The sequence below is a fragment of the Vibrio sp. D417a genome (assembly GCF_030248595.1).
In the GTDB taxonomy this organism is placed as follows: Bacteria; Pseudomonadota; Gammaproteobacteria; order Enterobacterales; family Vibrionaceae; genus Vibrio; species Vibrio alginolyticus.
Window position 1 is genome coordinate 79,904 of record NZ_JAHGAM010000027.1, and the last position, 17,588, is coordinate 97,491.

Genomic DNA, 17,588 nt, shown 5'->3' on the forward strand with positions numbered 1-17,588 from the left:
TCCTACACACGAAGTGATTGAACATGAGCTTGTTCATGATTAGAGGTGGTTGGAATCGCTTGATCCAACATTGCGAAACGCGCTTGCCACAGCTCGGCCTGTTCAATAACTTCGTGAAACCAAGCGGTAAGGTTCGTCGTATTTAGATGCTCAACGGGTTTACGTCCTGCTAAGACAAGCTGTCGACCATTTGGAGCTAAAGCAAGTGCGAGGTTGCCACTACCAATTCCTTGATAGTTAGCATGAGCAAGAAGCTCTAAACCTTTTAGTCGTTGTTCACCGGATTTTTCTAACCCTCCGAACGTTACAGACAACATCAAATCATCCGTATCTGTCGCGATGAAATACAACATGTAGCGATCATCGACCAGTAGCTGACAACGTTCATTTTCTTCAAAATTCAGTTCGGGCAACTCATTGAGTTGGCAAAACTCCAAGAGCAGTTGTTGAATCGTGTTCATAACTTTTTCCTTTTGTTTCAATAACTCTATTGAACAACGATTGCAGATTGAACGATGTCGGTAATGGCTTTATTTTTGTCACTTTTTCGCCTTCATTGTGAGGTTTTCCGCAGAAATCTCGCTCTAAAATCGAGTTGCCAGAGTAATAAAAAAGAGCAGCTCAGAGCTGCTCTTTCAATAAAGGTTAGATGCTTAGCATGGTGTATTTGCTCACTTCTTTTGCAGATTGACTAACCCAGTTTATGGCTATCAAAAATGACTTCTGTTGGCGGGAACATATTCGAAACAGGTGGTCGTTGTGCATCTCCAAACATTGGTGCACCGAATGCAGATGTCGCCCACGGGTCAACAATTTTCACATCCTTACTCCACGTTGATGGATCTTTTATGTCGCTCCCATCTTGTCGACCAACCAGTACATAAAGGTGTGTACCTGAATGACCCTTTTTAAACGCAACCACTTCTACTTTGGGTTCACTTTCAGGTGTTCCTGACATGCCTTGAATCATCTCAGCGGCGGCAGCAAAAGCAAATGTAGTACAGCAGCCGGCTTTCGCGGTTTGTACTGCCTTAGCAATGTTCTGTAGAGTGCTTAATTGCGGTGCGGTTCCTCTTTGTGCTGCAGCTTGAACTCCGTTTGCGGACATCGTCGCTCTGTGATCTTGCATGATTCGCGCTTGATCCGCGTGAAGCTCTTTTAGTCGTGGCTTTCCTTTTGTTTCATAAAACTGTGACCCCTTAACACCGAACGTATTTAAGTCCGTACAGGCAAAATCACCAAGCTTTTGAAGGTTGGCTTTATGTTCGTTGATAAGCGCGACACTCGATGAGGCTTTATTGGTTTTGGAAGAAGAGGCTGCCGTTTGTGCAGTGGGCCAATTTGAGCTAGGGCCAGACGACAATCTCTCAAGATTTTTCAGGCTCCCAAGCGTTAACTTGTTTTCACCATTCAACACATTTTTCAGCATGAGCTTCGCAACATCTTTAGGAATACCCTGCTTAGTAAGCAGGCTCACTACAATATCTTTCGCTTTATTCTGGTGGCTAATACGCGCGCTGATACTTTTATTTTTTGGTGCACCCTCTTTAACAAAAATATCTTTGCCGTTGTGTGCTCGAACTTCTTTGTCGTCAGCTTGATTTTGTGTCGCCAAATGTGACGTTAACTGACTCAACGAGTGCATGTGCGATGTATTAATATTGACCATGTGTGATGCCTTAAACTTGAATAAATGCGTGTACGTCTGTTTGGCTAAAATCTACAACCGTGTTGTTTTGAAATAACTGTCCCCAAGTATCAACTAATTCATTCAACTGAATGATTAAGTTAGCAATGTTGGTGAGTTCACTTCCAGCCGCGATAGCAACTTGAAGAACAACGTCTTTGCGTGTTGGATTCACACAAAACTGCACACCACCTGTTTCTCGATACAAGAAGTTGTATTCAAGCAAAACTTGAAGTTTATCTAGCGTAATATCATCTTGTTCTATAAGCAGGTTTTTGGAAATCAATAACTCGCCTTTTTCCTCTACGAGCAGAACATCGACACTGTTGTTTTTAGCAAAATGCAGTGACCACATTTGATCGTCATACGCTGTCACGCGCTCAAGGTTCAGCACTTCTCCCAGCTCAGAGAGAAGCATATTAATCTTTCCTGTATCCATGTTGTGTCCTGTCTAATTTATTATAACTAAGTGACATCGATGTATTTATTGCAGCGAAGCCACTTGGGTATAACGGCTCATTTAAATAAGCGAATAAGGATAAAAGAGATTTTATGGCGAGATAGAAACCGACACTTTATTTCAACGTCTCATTTTTATTGCTATTAGCCGTTTTATTGAGAAGAAAAATTAAAGTTAAGCTGGAAAATAAAAGAGCGGCAATCGCCGCTCCAAAAATTAAATAGAAGTAAAAAATCACTTAATACCGTGAAGGCTATTTTCTGCATCCATAGCTAAAGGATTGAACGAGTCATTACGAAGTTCTGCTATCGCGTATAGCATACGCCCCATGCGACCATTTCCATCGGTAAAGCCATGGTACCCGATAACTCCGGCGAACAAATGTTTACCTAAGTCTTTATCTTCTACAGGATTCTCTTTCAAAAAGCCTTCAATGTGCTGCTTTAACATGCCCTCACCGCCAATACTTGAAGGCAAAGTGCCACCCGAAATATTTGGCCCTCGGTAATCACGCTCAACATTAGGCACCAATCGAGCGTGTAGCTCTTTTAGGTTTTCCATATTCAATAAGTCTTTACCATTAGACGCGTATTCTTTCAGTAAAGACGTAATATTTTCGGCATCGTTTCCTTTAGAGTTAGAAGCATTAATGATCCACGCCGCAGCTCTTTCAACATTATTGGTTACGCCACTTTTGTTAAACGCGTCCTCTGCCAGTCCTTCAGCGTATACACCTTGGCTTAGATCGGTGCTTGCTAGACCTTCGATATGACGTTGCGCCGATTTAAGATGCATCACCTCCATATCAAACACCGCTTGCATTTGATTAATGCTACCTGCCGGGTTTTTCTGCGCTGCAGATACACCACCGCCGTAGTCCTTTACTACACGTCCAGCAAGCGACTTCGCTGCACTTTCGCCAATCAGTGATGTGAGGTTTTTACCAGAATCGGTTTCTAACATTGCCTCTGTCATCGCTCGCTCTGCTAACTGGTTTAGCTCAGCAGAGTTCGACTGAACTGATTTACTGTCTAACTTCGCAAAGGCATTTAAGACATCTGATGCGGTTTTTATGCTTCCATCCTTGAAGAACATTTGTCCATGCTCAACAGAAGAAGCAGCTTGTAAACGCTGAGCTTGTCCTTGCTCATTATCAAATACGGCTTTTGTAAGGGCTTTCGCTACCGATTGTGGGCTACCTTCGCGAAACAGTTTTCCTGTCGCTTCAAAAAATCGCGCTACTGCACCATTCGTAGGATTGGCGCGAGTAAATTCTTGGGTCGCTGCGTTGATTTGGTATTCTTTGCCACCAATACTCAGCTTACCTTCGTTAAGTATCTCGTTACGAGCTTGCGGCATGGCGGCCTGCAACGCGCTAACACTTCCAAAACTGATCATGTTTTAAACCCTTAATGTGGAAAAATGAGTGGTATTCGTTTCCGGTACTTCGATTGTTTTATTGGTTACTTCTTGTGTATTCGCACTTTTTAGCCATTCGATGAAATTCGCTAATGATTCATCAAGAAAAGAAGCAGTTAACAGTTGCTGGTGCAGGTGTATGAAACCGATGTATCCCGTTTCTGCCTCCCAGAATACCGCTGGAGAGCCTTGCGTTAAGGCATCTTTCATATGTTGATGCAAAATATCAGCACTCGGTTTATTACCTGAAATCAGCCCGATAAGTGTCAGGCGATCTTCTTGTGCGCGAATTGTGATTGCTGTGTTTTGGTCAATGAGTAGATGACAACAATCATCCTCATCAAAAACCAGCGACTCCAGTTGGCAGCGGCTGGCAAAATCTGTCAGTAAAGAAGTTATAAATCCATTAGCCATTCGACTAAATAATCCTATTTTTGTTGTTTTAGAGGCGCTGCTTGGTTGCAACACTTATCACCTAAGCAGCTTTCTTAGGTGTATTCTTAAGGATTTATGGCAGTGAATATTTTAGAAATGGTCGGATTTTTTTTGTTTAAAGGCATTAAAATGAAAAAACTCAGCAAGTGCTGAGTTTTTGAGGTTTATTCATGAATCGTAATTTTACGCTCGCTGAGCTGCTTCACCATGGCTTGCTTTAATGCATGCAGCTGTCCATCAATACTGGCGTCGATGATCCCAACTTCTGTTTCCAAAATGCAGCCTCCATTTTTCAAGCGCGCATCTGCTACCACGTCAACGTAACCGACTTCAGGGAAATCACTTAATACACCAGCCACCTTTTCCCTCACCTCAACAACCTGCTCTGGGTGGACATGTAAAATGACCTGCTTTTGGTTGCTCACCAGTTGCAACGCTTCTCGAACTACACTCACCGTGGTATCGACATCATCGAAGGTATCGATGATCTTACGTACTGCTTCTAACACCACACCTGTCATTTTTTCTTCGACTTGCTGATAGTAGTCATTACAACGTGCTAAGGTTTCAACCATCGTTTGCGCATTTTCAATCTTGGCTTGTGCAAGGCCATCTTGATAACCACGTTGTTTTTCGGTTTCGTAGGCTTGTTGGGCATTAGCAATGATGCTTTCAGCTTTGGAGTTCGCGGCTTCAACTAAGTGTTGCGAATCCAGATAACTGGCATAATCTTTCGCTTTCAGCACCTTTAAGCCAGGTGCCAGCTGCAAATTGTCTGTTTTTATTTCAACAAATGAAACCATTGAGGAATAACCTGTTTTGCGATTTTTTTTGTGAGTCGATACGCCAGATCTCGTTGATCCGCTTCCAACCAGTTAGCTGTTTCCGCGTTTTCGCTAAGTTGCTTTTCTAATTTGAATTGCCAACGAAGAACAACATCTTCTGGTGAGTTAATCAAAATAAACCTCATCCAAAAATATCCCAGCGCCCTCATACTTGCTTCAACAGACCTTTCATCCAATAGTTCTGGTAACGAACGCTGCCAGCCTTGCGGCCAGCTGGATAACAGCATCGGCCCGTTTTGAATTAAGAACCGAGCGCCTTCCAAACCAAAAACGTTGTTCAGAACCTGTTTCGGGCGTTTTAAAACAACGCCTCGCATTGCCACACAGTGTAAAGCTCCGCCCACCATCAATACGAGTTGGTTCAACGCATCCGCTGGGAGCAACGCCAAGCTATGGCAAGGTTTGTTAAAAGCCGTCTCAGGAACGGGAGATAACGCCCACTCATTTATGCACCATTGGTTAAACATGGGGTTATCTCTCCAGCCTTCGATATTTAGTAACCAAGGCTGCTTTTGCTCTATCCAACTTCTATGGATGTACTGGCAAGGCGCATAGTTAAACTGGTGTTGTACCTGCGCGAGTGGTGTTTCTGGTTTAACCACGCTTCGTGTTCCTACGACACCATGTAAAAGTAGCGATATTCGAGCCGATGAGTGCCGCTACCAAGAACACCAAAATGGCGATAAGATTATTCGCCGTCTCTTTGGTGACCTGAACCGACAAAATGCTTTTAAATTGATTGTTTTGAGTAGCAACTCGAACCTCTGATGAGGGTACCATCACTACGCTGATTCGATCGTAGTTCAGCCCCTCAATGCTATTGTTCACTAATAATTTGATCTGCGGAACATATGAATCAAGCGCAATATCTGCTGCGTGTTTAATAAATACGGAGGCAGAAGCTGGAGTTGGACGCTCTCCTGGACGCAGATCTTGATCTTCCAAAACAACATGAACACGTGCCACCAGCACACCATCAATCTGAGATAAGGTTGAGGAGAGCTCTTGAGATTTCGCGTACACCAAACGTGCTCGCTCTGCTAATGGTGACGAGATCAAATCGTCTTTGGGAAACACCTCTTTCAGTGTGGAAAACTGCTCTCTTGGATAACCTTTTCGCTTTAGCGCGTCTACCGCGAAGGCGATTTGAGAACTGTCTACCATTAACTTGACGGTGTTGTCTTTGTCAGGTTCTTTTGTTGCAACGACACCTTCGGATAGTAAGATCGACAACATCTCATTACCCTCTTTCTGAGTAACGTTGGTGTATAACTCGGTCTGACAACCTACCAGAAACAACGTGAGCATGATGAAAACTGCTCTCATTTTATTCATCATCACTATTGTGCCTTCAATAAGGTTTCTACGTTTTGTGTGGTTTTACCCACGGTTTTCGCGATCAGCTCTTCTTGAAAAGTAATGCGTGTGAGCGCCCACTGCATTTGCAGTAATTGCGCCGGATCATCACCCACCATCTTCATGTTGTCTTGCAGGTTACTTTTCGCGTTATCGATAGTGTTTTTCAACTCGCTGATGTTTTCTAGCAAACCTCCCTCCAGGCCATTACTTGCCTCGGGAACCGACATGGCTTGCTCAAAACGTTCGCTTAAACCGTCTTCGACTTGCGCATCCTGTAACTTATCAATGTTGGTTTGCATCACCTCGGTGTACTGCGTGTTTATCATATGTACTCCTAAGATAAATCTAACTTGTGACTGTGAGTCATGATGTTTTTCACCATCGCATTTTTTTGGATCATGAAGCTAAGTTCATCACGAACCATGTCCAGTGTTGATGCCATATCAGGTAACGACTTCAACTCTGCCCAGCAATGCCATAAGGCTTGTTCTTTCTGAGCACCCAGTGGAAAATGCTGCGCTAGCATTGCTTTTAGTGCTGTTTTATCAGCAGGTGGTTCGGCAATAAGCTGTCCCGAAAAATTCCCTAGTAACTCCTGCTTCAACACCTTTAACAAATCAGATTGTGGCTGCTCGTTGCCTTTTGCACTCTTCGCCTCATGAAAGGCGTACCACATTGCCTCTCGTTTAACTTGAGGGTCGGAGAACGCTTCATTTAACGATGATAAGACACTTTGTTTACTGACAACCTCTGCGTCTTTTAATGATTCGTACCACGCTTTAATCTCCGCCAGTTTCGCTTCTGTTTTCTCTAGCGTCTCTTTTGGAGAAACATGTGAAACTTGCTCTTGCTTGTCACTTCGCTCCATGAACGTTTTCATCTTGTCTTCATCGCTCCGCTCATAATGGCGCGACTCCGACTGACGCAAAGATTGGTGTTGAAGACTTAGGTTACTTGAATCAATGATCATCCAAGATTCCTAATGTCCTGAGAAAAGCTCGCAGCAAATGCTTGGCTTTCTTCGCTTCCTTGTGACGCAAGTTCTACCCAGCTTTCCGCTTTGCTCAGTAAACCGGCTTTGGCAGAAGCAAGAGCCGCTAAGCTGATCAGATCTGGATAGGCGTTACAAAGTGGTTCGAGTAATTGATGAGCCTCTTCATACAAGCCTTTATTCATGAGGCTCATTGCACGAATCATCGCAACGGTCTCTTCAGAACCTGAGCTTGCTTCAAGGCCATCTGCAATCGTGTTGGCTTCTTGATGACGATGCATACCTGTTGCCATCAGCGCGATTTCAGCCAGCAGTTGGCGCGTTTCTCGTTCCATGCTTTACACCTTCTGGAGAATCGACTGCATCACATCTTTAATCGCACGAGTGGTGGTCGCATTGATATTGTAAACAACAGACCATTTGTTGATCGCGTGCTGAAGCTCGGCAAGCTTTGATGGATCATCGGCATTGGTTTCTAGGTTCTTGATGGCTGCCGTCACTTCTGTGTTGGCATCTTTCGCTTGTTGTTCTAACTTAGCTTTAACATCATCAAGGTTTACACTGTTACTAGCATCGTAAAATGACATAAGACTTCCTCGTATTTTTTAGTTAGCTTCGTATGATTCAACGACCGCATGGGCGGCTGTGTAAGCTTCATACTGTTTGAGTAGCAATTGGTACTGCTGTGGTGAGCACCCTAAATCCAACTGACGTTTCACCACCGCTTGTGCTTCTAAGAGCTTGCTCTTAATCTTGTGCACTTCCGCACCGTTTGTGTCGTTATTTAAAATTTGTTCAAGATTTGTCATTGTTCGTCTCACCTTCATATCCAAGTTCTATTGTTATCACCCGCCCGCCTTTAACCAACTCAATACCAGCAGGTGTAACACTGGATATTCGGTAGCCCTGAGGCGTTCTTGCACCGACCATATAGCGAACGTTATCGGTCAGAATCACATATGGAACCTGGCCAAAGTTAACGCTACGAAACGGGAAATCGATGTTGGTGCCTTTACTCACCTTAGGTATGGATTTCAAAACTAAGTACGGTTTCTCACCATATTGTTCCCGGAAGTCTCGGGTCACACCGTAAAATCGGGTCGTTTCGATATCATCAAGCTCACCACGAACTTCGATGCGATCACCGCTGGTGACCAACTGGACTTTTTTCAGTAGCTCCGCATCCGTCAATAACGCTTTTAGCGTATCCATGTAGGCACCCGCTCGCTGCAGTTCAACCTTCCACGCAACAAGACCAGGCACGTCTCGCTCCAAGATTTGTTCAACTTGGTTCCAGCGGCTTGCATCATCGATATAGCCCGTCAGCAGCAGTGTGCCGGTCTCATCACCATTTTCGACTTTCACTTGGTGATAGCCGAGGTTACGCAAAATAAATCGAACCCCGCGACGGATTTCTTCCATCGTTCTTAAGTCACTTTTGTAATTGATGCCCAATACATCAATTCGACCAAGCAGATCGAGTTTCTGTGTTCGGTCTTCAACATAGCCCTCTAGGACTGCTTGGCGTGCGGCGGCATTCCATTCCACACGAACGTCGCTAAGTTTGAGCTCGCCTAAGATGTTACGTACCAAAACAATGGGTTCTGCTTCTGTAACAACTTCATTGTTGCTTCCGTTAGCTTGGCTGTACCACATACCAGCAAAAATGACACTCGGGACAAAACTACAAAGCAAAGCGATGAGCGTTGTTTTTTTCCAGCTAGAGCGTTGCACAGCAACCACAGGTGTATTCTGTTGGCTAGATTCGTCGCTGACGTTACTCACAATTAACGCATCTTCCGCGTATCCCAGAGCGAACTTCACAACGCCGACCGAGACAACAGCATGGCGTGACAACTCGATACCATCACCTGCAACAGCGATGTCTTCACTGTTAATATTTGCCTCTTCGCAGCCTCGTAAAATGACCGAGTCTTGCTGGCAAACGAGGGTGAAATGGTTCGCTTCGACCCCAGCATCAGACAGTACAAGATCAGCAATAAAGTCGTCACTGCCAAGCACGAGAGCACCTTCAGGTAAGGTGACTTCTACTCCGGTATGCACGCCTGATAAAATACGAACTTTCCATTGCTGCATCGCGGTTAAGACTCCTCTGAAGGGCGCGCACACTCACTTTGTGAGTCATCACATTCCAATACTTTCACCCGCCAACCCTTTTGCCCTGTTGGTAATTGGCACTGCGTTAATTGAGACGACTTTTGCTGTGACAATAAGTCTTGTTGATAGCGCTCGGCTTGAACCCTCGATGTGCAGCTATATACTTCCACTACCGATTTAAATTCAGCGCTATTGTTGGAGATGTTGTTAAGCTTGCCGATACTTGGTCGCAAGTCATATTCGTTGCCAATCAACACACTATCGCCAATACCATCCACAACAATTCGAGGTTCTAAAATAAACATTCGTACTGTGCGGCGCTTAGTGTTGGTATTACTTCTAAACAGCGCGCCTAAATATGGGATGTCTCCTAGCAATGGCACTTTACGTAACTGATGGCTCACTTCATCTCGGTACACACCACCGATAAGTAAGCTTTGCCCTTGTTTAACCGTCGCTAAGGTGCTGATTTCAGTTTTACGAACGGAAGGAAGATCATCGACGCCACCATCAGCGATCTTTGCACCGTCTTCGAGATGAAGGCTCAGGTTAATTTCAGGTCGTGCAGCAAATCTATCACCAACGATACGTGGGACAATTCTCAGTAACGTGCCATACGTGACCTCTTCCAGCGCTGCGGTTTCTTTACCAACCAGCTTGACGTAAAACGTGCTGCTGTTGTTCAGTACCGCTTCGACATTTTCCTGAGTTAACAATGTTGGTCTTGAAACCACTTGAGCACTGCCTTTGGATTCCAATAAACGAATTTGAGCTAGCAAGTAATTTAGGTTGGTTGAATCAAGCAAGGACTTAAAGTTCTGTCCACTGCCGAGCGTCACATCCCCCGAATTCACATCACCTGTTGTTTTGATATCGACAATGCGGTTGTTTCCGACAGACACTCCCGCTCGCCAATCCACGCCTAACTGACTTAAATCGTTGGCACTGATATCGACAATCGATAGCGCGACTTCAATTCTTGATTGCGGCTGGTCTAATTGCGCGACCAGTTTACGATAGAGCGGTAATCGTGCTTGAGTATCACGAACGATAATCGCATTAAGGCCCGGCTCTGCTTCAACTGTTGCGCCACCATGAACTGAGGCGGTTTTATTACTTTTTACAGGCTTATCTGGACTGGTAACTTCTTTGCTAGACGCACTCGCCACTTGCGTTTGGACACCAGACACGACCCGTTTTAACACCGATGCGATGCCCGGGACCGTAATTGTCTGATCTCGATATGCAATTTCTCTATCCGTTGCAGAAGCGTACTTCAAAGGAATTATCTCAACGAATAATTCGTCGGTTGAATTCGATTTCTGCAGCAAGCGCGTTTCCAATGCCTCCGCCGTTTGTACCACTAAGTCGACATAACGTGGAGGACCCGCAAGATAGACTAACCCTTTGCTCTCAGCGGCTCTCCAACCATAACGAGAATCCCAAACGCCGGTGGAAATTAACGTACTGCGTAGCTCTCTAGCCGTAAGTAATTCCAATTGAAGTAAACGTGAGCGAGTTTCTGTCGCCTTATAGACATGTAAGACGGCACCATCGAAATACCACATCAAGTTGTACACTTGCGATAAGTAATCGAGGAATTCCGCCGGATCTTCAGGGGTAAAACGCCCATTCACTCGATCGTTGACTTTGTCACTAACAGAAACCGAGACCCGATAATTTGCACCGAAGTTATTCAACAACTCTTTTAATGAGTCGTTATCTGCATAGTAGCGGAACGGTTGTTCGGGCCAGTGTAAGTCTGTTGCTTGCGCGTATCCCAAAGGAACAACACTCACTGCGCATAACAATGCCTTTGTTGCAGCACGCCTAATGTTGGGAAAGATTTTTAGCATCATGGTAACCACACTGTATGGTTGATTGTGTGGTTCACACGTTCTTGTTCCAATAATGCAATGTAACGTTCGCATAGATTGACGTGCTTAGAAAGCAAAGCAGAGAACCGTTCCACCGAACAGTCCTCAACCCGTACTTTACTTTGCAAAATCAATTGCTTATCATCATTGGCTGTCAGTACGCCGCCATCCTCACGAATGGTTTTTAATGAGAGCTGCATGCAACGTTGTAACGCTTGTTCTTGTTGATAATCTAGATGCTCTTTAAACTGGAAGGGTAACGTCGCTTCCCATAAAATCCATGACGCATGTTGCTTGATGGTCAGTGATAACTGGTCAACCTCGATGTTGTAAGAACCATTTTCTGAGGCAATAAAATCCCCTACCTTTAGCGCTTCCGCTAAAGATTTCATCATCTTATCTAACATTTAACGCCCTATTTAGATCTGGCTGAGGTGATTGCAAGCCTGGCCGCACTGACCACTTTGAGTATCAAAATAGTAGTGATCGATATCACCAACAGTTTGCATGTTCTTGAACCATTGCCATACTTTCGCAACCGCATTTTGGTCGTTGTAAACCACATCGCATGCATCCCAAACTTCGTTCAGCTCAGGGGCTTCAAGTCGCACTTCCGAACACCAATTTTTCCACTCAGAAATAAATTGTTCGGTTGTAGAGGTGTACTCCGCGAACCCTTTCAGCTCGTCTAAAGACGGTTGCCACTTCTCAATTAACAAACGATGACATTCAATCACTTGCAACTGTTGTTCGCTTAACGTCCCAAGTTGCTTTTTAAGTTGATGCTGCTGGCTCTTAATAAGATCGAGTTGCTGTTGAACAAAGACGGCACTGGTGTCTTCCCCTGATAGCTTCGACCAATATTCCTTCTGAATATCGAGTTGATTGATAAGTTGTTCAACTTTAATCGAAGCATGAAGAGCACTTTGATCGACTTGTCGGTTAATCCACTCGTTGAGTGATAAATGGAAACAAAGCATCAACGTTTTTGGGACAGCCAAATTAAAGCGAAAGCCCAGACGAGAGTTGATGTAGTCCAGCCTTTGTTCGAACGTTGTGATTGTGCTGCTATCACTGAGCTGCGATCCAATTTCCAAAAATAAACGCATGGCAAACCGGTCTATCGAAGCACCAAGTTTTTGATACGTTTTAACTAACTGGCTAGCGCATAGGCTATCGACGACATTTCTATCCAACAAGCGTTGAAGTAAAGATAACTGCTCATAATTTATGACGCCTTCACTCAACAATTGTCGGTGATTGACTTGCACAACATTGAGGTCCTGCGTAGGTTTCGAGGCGCTTTCATAACGAGCTCCTCTTTGTAAAACAGTCACTTTCCGCTGTGTCACTATGCTGTCTGGAAAAAGCGAACGGCGTCGCCAATGCTGCTTTTTCATTTATGTTCGTCTCCGCACCCCTTTCGAACAATCCAGAAAGAAAGAGATGTAATAATTTTTAATCGTTCGTTGTTACACGATACATAATAGAATTTACACTGGTGAGTGACTTTCAAAATTAGTCAGAAAATTTTAGTCCCAAGTCATTTCATTTCGCGATAGCCACTTGATCGTCTCCCGAACGTACGCGGCTTGGGGTCGTTCCAAAACGACGACGGTAACTCTGCGTAAAGTAAGACTGACTGGAAAACCCTGCCTCCATCGCCACATCTACGATGCTCATCTTGCTCGTCAACAGCAGTTTATGAGCATGCAGTAGTCGACGCTCACTGATCCAAGCTCTTGGAGAAATGCCATAGTGCTCATTAAAAAGCTCTTTAAAAGTGGTTAAGCTGGCACCAAACTCCTGCGCGTAGTCTGTCAACTTCCATTCTTTTAAGTAATGCTGTTCCATAAATCGACGTAACCGTTCCGACGTACGGTTTGTTTGTTGTGACAGCAACGCATACAGTGATTCTCCTCCTTTGCTGTGTAGCAAGAGAATGAGTAGTTCTTCGTATTTTAGGCACATAATGGCATCAGGGTACGCTTGTTGCTCAAGCGTCTGCATGCTAGAAAGCACTTGTTCAACGAGTATGTTCAAACCAAAAGTAAACAAACCAGAACAAACTTTGTCTACCTTAGGCAGCATCATCAAGAGATCACTGTGTTTTTGCAGCAACTGACTAACGAGCTCATTGTCGTAAGCAATAATCGACGCTTTGTATGCCCCATCTAGCGGAGAGTACTCTAACAAGTAATCCCCTTGAGATAGAAATACCCCATTTTCTGCAGCAACATCGATTGTGCAATCACCTGTTTGAACTCGAAGCTGACCATTGTGAACGACAACAATGTGAGACTGGTCTGAGTGAAATACTTCGTCAGATTTTTCATAGCAGGAAAAACTACGAATTTTTCGTGAACTCGAGTCGACCCTTTCTGAGTTTAGTTGGCCTGACACATCCATTTTCTACCCTTCATTATTTTGAGTTTCTCAGTGCAAATGTTGAGAAACTTTCAAAGCACTACTTTGATTGTTGTTATTTCTAAGTACTGCCGTATGAATTAAAGAAGCAAAGAAAAGAGCATAGAAGTTCTATCACTTACCATACCCCCCGAATAATTAGCGAATAACCCAAGCATTACCTTTACCTAAAGGTAAAAGTTTGACTTAGTAAATTTCTGCTGTCCGTCTTTATTATTTTTATCAGATAGCGTTTATCATTAGCCAAAACTTAAATATCATTTCGTTATTTAAGCTTGGTTGTTTTGTTATACATTAGAATACAATTAAATAGATTTCGGCATCGTTTCGAGAACAAAATTAAATTTCCAAAATCATAAAAATGTATGTTTTATAGCCTAAAACGCCAAGCCAACGTGTTCAAGGAGCGAGATATAATCATAAAAAATACTGTTTTTGCAACAAGTATGAGTCTAAAAAACAACTGACCCGATGACTTCAAAGTCATGTAATTAATGTTTATAAAAGACAACAAATCTTTCACAAAAGGAAAGATATGGTCTTTATTTTTATAAATTAGAAAATTCTAATAAAAATGTAGTACTTAAAATTTTATCTGTTTATTTTTGGAACAAGAATCAAGTTTTCTTGTTTATTTCCCTCAAAAAATAAATAGTTCTTTTCTTTTTCCGCAACGAGATCACCGTTTGAATAAAGCTTTCCAATAATCTTCATTTTTCCTTCACCAGCTTGAATTGGTGCAATTAAAAACGAATACTGCACAGGCAACTGAACACCTTGGTAGCTCTGAGATGCCGATTTAAAGCACTGATTATCAATAATTTTACATATTTCCACTTCAAGAGAAGTAATCGAAGGTGGAAAGTAGCCGTCGACAGAAACCCAACCATAGACTGATGCCTGACTCTGTGTATCAAAGCCATCCACCCCATTAACGGACACAGTCTGACTGCACCCACTCAGTATGAATAACCCAATAAAACCAGCCCATATAGAATTGTTCATTATGACCCCATAAACTTATTTTATATAATCTAGCTCATTTGAAATTCACACAATTCTTTATGTAAAAATATAAAAGATCAACTTATATTTATACTACAAGCGGACAATAAATCGCATTTTTCAACAACACGTAGTTAACATGGACTGTAATTTCAAAAATAGTTTCTGCTCTCTTTCATTCCTTCCTTAATTGAAGTTCATTAGAGAAAAGTGATATTCATATATATCATTGCCATCGAGATATGCATCTGAACACACTTACTTTTGTCTTTCTATTTCTCTCAACACATTTAAAAGCCAAAATATAATAACAACCGACTAATATTGATAAACATGAAGAGATACATCTAATATTTTCCTTGATAAAATTTCAAAAGGGACTATTCCTATGTCAGCACGCCAAACTATCGATGAGATTTTGCTAAAGTTTGCTCATCAAATAGGCTTGCCTGCACTGCATCTAACGGAAAATGAAGTAAGCTTAGCCTTTGATGATAATCTAAGGGTGCATATCATCTTTCATCCTGAATCGACAACTCTGCAGCTCGAAGCTGAGATTGTTGGCCTTCAAATTGTAAATTCCGATCTCTATCGCTCTTTCTTGGCCTTTAATTATCACTGGCCTGAGCACCAGTTATTTTTTAGTTTGGATAACCACCGACATGTCCTATGTTTAAACCGACTCATTAACATTAGGCGACTGGATTACGAATATTTTGAAACAGCTTTAGCAGAATTGCTGACGCACAGCGAGTCGTGGGAAGCGTTATTGTCTTCTCATGTAACCATTGATGAGGCACCACCGATGCCACAAACTTTAGACTTGAGAGTTTAGGTGTCTTTATGTCCAATGACATCCAATCCACATACACCAATTCATCGGTTCATGACGTTCAACAAGCGCAGCAAAGTGATGCAGTGCCGCAAGGAACGTTTCATGGCCGTAAAGTCACCCTACTCTCCTCATCAGAAAGCAGTATGACGCGAACAAGCTCTAAAAGAGAGCTTGGTGAATGTTTAAATCAATTTGCCAGTCTCGAATCTTGCAATCGCGTTTTGGACTTTGATCCGCAACTCAATATTGACAAGCAAAACGCCGCCGTAGAAAAGCTTATGGAACGAAAAGTGGCGATAATTCAACGTTCCTGATATCACAATATAAGTAGGTTAAACATCTAAGTTAACCTTCAGCCGACAAGCTCACGCTAATAAAAAACCCCGAAGATTCGGGGTTTTGATTCATACTGCTTTTTCTTTATTAATTACTTAGTTTCACTAGAAGAAGCCTAACGGGTCGATGCTGTAGCTAATCAGCAAGTTCTTAGTATTCTGGTAGTGATCCAGCATCATCTTGTGCGTTTCGCGCCCGATACCCGATTTTTTGTAACCACCGAACGCTGCGTGTGCAGGGTAAGCGTGGTAACAGTTAATCCAGATCCGGCCAGCTTCAATATTACGGCCCATACGATATGCAACGTTCGCATCACGTGTCCAAACACCTGCGCCTAAGCCATATTCAGTGTCGTTTGCGATTTCCAACGCTTCAGCCTCATCTTTGAATTTGGTGATAGCGATCACTGGGCCAAAGATTTCTTCTTGGAAGATTCGCATCTTGTTGTGGCCTTCCAACATGGTTGGCTGAATGTAGTACCCCTGGTTGATAGACTCTGGCTGTTCTGACACTCCACCACCAAAGACCACTTTTGCGCCTTCTTCACGGCCGATTTCCAGGTAACTTAAAATCTTATCAAACTGTTCTTGAGAAGCCTGAGCACCTACTTGAGTATCGGTATCGAGCGGATTACCTTGTTTAATCAGCTGTGCACGTTCCGTCAGTTTCTCTACAAACTTGTCATAAATCGCTTCATGAACCAGTACGCGAGATGGACAAGTACAAACTTCACCTTGGTTGAAGAAACCAAGTAACGTACCTTCGATACACTTATCAAGATACTCATCTTCGTAATCGAAGATATCTGAGAAGTAGATGTTTGGAGATTTACCACCTAACTCAACTGTCGATGGGATCAAGTTGTCTGCTGCACATTTCAGAATGTGGTTGCCAACTTGCGTAGACCCGGTAAAAGCGAGTTTCGCAATGCGGTTGCTGGTTGCTAATGCTTGACCCGCTTCAGAACCATATCCGTTTACAACGTTGATGACACCAGGAGGAAGAAGGTCACCGATTTTTTCCATCAGAACCAGAATGGATGTTGGGGTTTGCTCTGCTGGCTTCAATACCACACAGCAGCCCGCCGCTAGTGCCGGTGCTAGTTTCCAAGCCGCCATCAACATTGGGAAGTTCCACGGAATAATTTGACCAACCACACCAATCGGTTCTGGGAAGTGGTAGCTTGCGGTGTGCTCATCCAGTTCTGCCGCACTGCCTTCTTGTGCGCGAATACAGCCAGCGAAGTAACGGAAGTGATCCACTACTAAAGGTAAATCTGCCGCCAAGGTTTCGCGAACTGGTTTGCCGTTTTCCCAAGTTTCTGCAACAGCAAGCTCTTCTAGATGCTGCTCAATACGGTCAGCAATTTTCAGCAAGATGTTCGAACGTTCTGTCACGCTGGTTTTGGCCCATTTTGCTCTGATGTTGTGCGCGGCATCCAGTGCTAAATTAATATCTTCCTCGCCAGAGCGAGCAACTTTACAATACGCTTGTCCGTTGATTGGTGAGATATTGTCAAAGTACTCACCACCCGTTGGTTTTACCCATTCCCCACCGATAAAGTTATCGTAATGCGATTTAAAGTTAACAATGGCATTTTCACTACCTGGCTGTGCATAGATCATAACTCTTCCTTTTGTTTCTCGTTCAATGTGTTATTGCAGTGTCGTATCGCACTGTTCACAAAGAGCATTACGCAAGTCACACGCCAACTACGCCACGCTTGTTGTTAATTAAATGTAAAACTATGATTACCAAGCGATAACAAACCAAGTGAGCGATGTTTGAGCGGAT

At 43.4% G+C, this 17,588-nt stretch carries 22 protein-coding genes; 2 read left to right on the forward strand and 20 right to left on the reverse strand.

Going from position 1 to position 17,588, the window contains the following annotated elements; translation table 11 throughout:
- Window positions 1–2: 2 nt before the first annotated feature.
- From KI742_RS20290 to KI742_RS20380, 19 genes are all read right to left on the reverse strand, one after another.
- Window positions 3–461 (reverse strand): CesT family type III secretion system chaperone, encoded by a 459-nt coding sequence (locus KI742_RS20290; RefSeq protein WP_005377211.1) that lies wholly within the window; start codon window positions 459–461, stop codon window positions 3–5.
- Window positions 462–691: 230 nt separating this feature from the next.
- Window positions 692–1,669 (reverse strand): type III secretion system effector VopR, encoded by a 978-nt coding sequence (gene vopR / locus KI742_RS20295; protein WP_262902209.1) that lies wholly within the window; start codon window positions 1,667–1,669, stop codon window positions 692–694.
- Window positions 1,670–1,679: 10 nt separating this feature from the next.
- Window positions 1,680–2,126: a type III secretion system chaperone gene (locus KI742_RS20300; RefSeq protein ID WP_285385449.1), complete on the reverse strand. Its 447-nt coding sequence runs from the start codon at window positions 2,124–2,126 to the stop codon at window positions 1,680–1,682.
- A gap of 255 nt (window positions 2,127–2,381) precedes the next feature.
- Complete coding sequence (locus KI742_RS20305; protein WP_025768118.1) at window positions 2,382–3,545, reverse strand: VopS family T3SS effector adenosine monophosphate-protein transferase; 1,164 nt, start codon at window positions 3,543–3,545, stop codon at window positions 2,382–2,384.
- A gap of 3 nt (window positions 3,546–3,548) precedes the next feature.
- Window positions 3,549–4,034, reverse strand: coding sequence for a CesT family type III secretion system chaperone (locus KI742_RS20310; protein WP_285385448.1), 486 nt, complete (start codon window positions 4,032–4,034; stop codon window positions 3,549–3,551).
- A gap of 131 nt (window positions 4,035–4,165) precedes the next feature.
- Window positions 4,166–4,804 carry an HrpE/YscL family type III secretion apparatus protein gene (locus KI742_RS20315; protein ID WP_005387146.1) on the reverse strand — a complete coding sequence of 213 codons (639 nt, stop codon included), beginning with the start codon at window positions 4,802–4,804 and terminating at the stop codon, window positions 4,166–4,168.
- Complete coding sequence (gene vscK, locus KI742_RS20320; RefSeq protein WP_005387147.1) at window positions 4,783–5,448, reverse strand: SctK family type III secretion system sorting platform protein VscK; 666 nt, start codon at window positions 5,446–5,448, stop codon at window positions 4,783–4,785. Before vscK ends, KI742_RS20315 begins: the two co-directional genes overlap by 22 nt.
- The gene (gene sctJ, locus KI742_RS20325) at window positions 5,441–6,187 is read right to left on the reverse strand and encodes a type III secretion system inner membrane ring lipoprotein SctJ (protein WP_086012989.1); all 747 of its coding nucleotides are present in this window, start codon (window positions 6,185–6,187) and stop codon (window positions 5,441–5,443) included. Before sctJ ends, vscK begins: the two co-directional genes overlap by 8 nt.
- Entirely contained in the window at window positions 6,187–6,531 is a 345-nt protein-coding gene (gene sctI / locus KI742_RS20330; protein WP_005387149.1) for a type III secretion system inner rod subunit SctI, read from the reverse strand. Before sctI ends, sctJ begins: the two co-directional genes overlap by 1 nt.
- 8 nt (window positions 6,532–6,539) lie before the next feature.
- Entirely contained in the window at window positions 6,540–7,175 is a 636-nt protein-coding gene (locus KI742_RS20335) for a YopR family T3SS polymerization control protein (protein WP_186584992.1), read from the reverse strand.
- Window positions 7,172–7,531: a YscG family type III secretion system chaperone gene (locus KI742_RS20340; RefSeq protein WP_005377200.1), complete on the reverse strand. Its 360-nt coding sequence runs from the start codon at window positions 7,529–7,531 to the stop codon at window positions 7,172–7,174. Before KI742_RS20340 ends, KI742_RS20335 begins: the two co-directional genes overlap by 4 nt.
- A 3-nt stretch (window positions 7,532–7,534) precedes the next feature.
- Window positions 7,535–7,783, reverse strand: coding sequence for a type III secretion system needle filament subunit SctF (sctF, locus tag KI742_RS20345; RefSeq protein WP_005377199.1), 249 nt, complete (start codon window positions 7,781–7,783; stop codon window positions 7,535–7,537).
- A gap of 18 nt (window positions 7,784–7,801) precedes the next feature.
- On the reverse strand, window positions 7,802–8,005 hold the full coding sequence (locus tag KI742_RS20350; protein ID WP_005377198.1) for an EscE/YscE/SsaE family type III secretion system needle protein co-chaperone: 204 nt from the start codon (window positions 8,003–8,005) through the stop codon (window positions 7,802–7,804).
- Window positions 7,992–9,293 carry a type III secretion system inner membrane ring subunit SctD gene (sctD, locus tag KI742_RS20355; RefSeq protein ID WP_285385446.1) on the reverse strand — a complete coding sequence of 434 codons (1,302 nt, stop codon included), beginning with the start codon at window positions 9,291–9,293 and terminating at the stop codon, window positions 7,992–7,994. Before sctD ends, KI742_RS20350 begins: the two co-directional genes overlap by 14 nt.
- A 5-nt stretch (window positions 9,294–9,298) precedes the next feature.
- On the reverse strand, window positions 9,299–11,173 hold the full coding sequence (sctC, locus tag KI742_RS20360; protein WP_306309093.1) for a type III secretion system outer membrane ring subunit SctC: 1,875 nt from the start codon (window positions 11,171–11,173) through the stop codon (window positions 9,299–9,301).
- Window positions 11,170–11,598 (reverse strand): YscB family type III secretion system chaperone, encoded by a 429-nt coding sequence (locus KI742_RS20365; protein ID WP_285385443.1) that lies wholly within the window; start codon window positions 11,596–11,598, stop codon window positions 11,170–11,172. Before KI742_RS20365 ends, sctC begins: the two co-directional genes overlap by 4 nt.
- Before the next feature lie 12 nt (window positions 11,599–11,610).
- Complete coding sequence (locus KI742_RS20370; RefSeq protein WP_285385441.1) at window positions 11,611–12,591, reverse strand: T3SS regulon anti-activator ExsD domain-containing protein; 981 nt, start codon at window positions 12,589–12,591, stop codon at window positions 11,611–11,613.
- A 148-nt stretch (window positions 12,592–12,739) separates the two neighbouring features.
- Window positions 12,740–13,600 (reverse strand): AraC family transcriptional regulator, encoded by an 861-nt coding sequence (locus KI742_RS20375; protein WP_005377191.1) that lies wholly within the window; start codon window positions 13,598–13,600, stop codon window positions 12,740–12,742.
- Window positions 13,601–14,209: 609 nt separating this feature from the next.
- Window positions 14,210–14,623: a YscW family type III secretion system pilotin gene (locus tag KI742_RS20380; protein WP_047102708.1), complete on the reverse strand. Its 414-nt coding sequence runs from the start codon at window positions 14,621–14,623 to the stop codon at window positions 14,210–14,212.
- Window positions 14,624–15,011: 388 nt separating this feature from the next.
- Between KI742_RS20380 and exsC the strand changes: the two genes are divergently transcribed.
- Together exsC and exsE2 are read left to right on the forward strand one after the other, a co-directional pair.
- Window positions 15,012–15,458, forward strand: coding sequence for a type III secretion system regulatory chaperone ExsC (gene exsC, locus KI742_RS20385; RefSeq protein ID WP_005377174.1), 447 nt, complete (start codon window positions 15,012–15,014; stop codon window positions 15,456–15,458).
- An 8-nt stretch (window positions 15,459–15,466) separates the two neighbouring features.
- Window positions 15,467–15,772, forward strand: coding sequence for a T3SS regulon translocated regulator ExsE2 (gene exsE2, locus KI742_RS20390; RefSeq protein WP_005377171.1), 306 nt, complete (start codon window positions 15,467–15,469; stop codon window positions 15,770–15,772).
- 126 nt (window positions 15,773–15,898) lie between these two features.
- Here exsE2 and KI742_RS20395 read toward each other — a convergent pair whose 3' ends face one another.
- On the reverse strand, window positions 15,899–17,419 hold the full coding sequence (locus tag KI742_RS20395; protein ID WP_005377169.1) for an aldehyde dehydrogenase family protein: 1,521 nt from the start codon (window positions 17,417–17,419) through the stop codon (window positions 15,899–15,901).
- Window positions 17,420–17,588 lie beyond the last annotated feature (169 nt).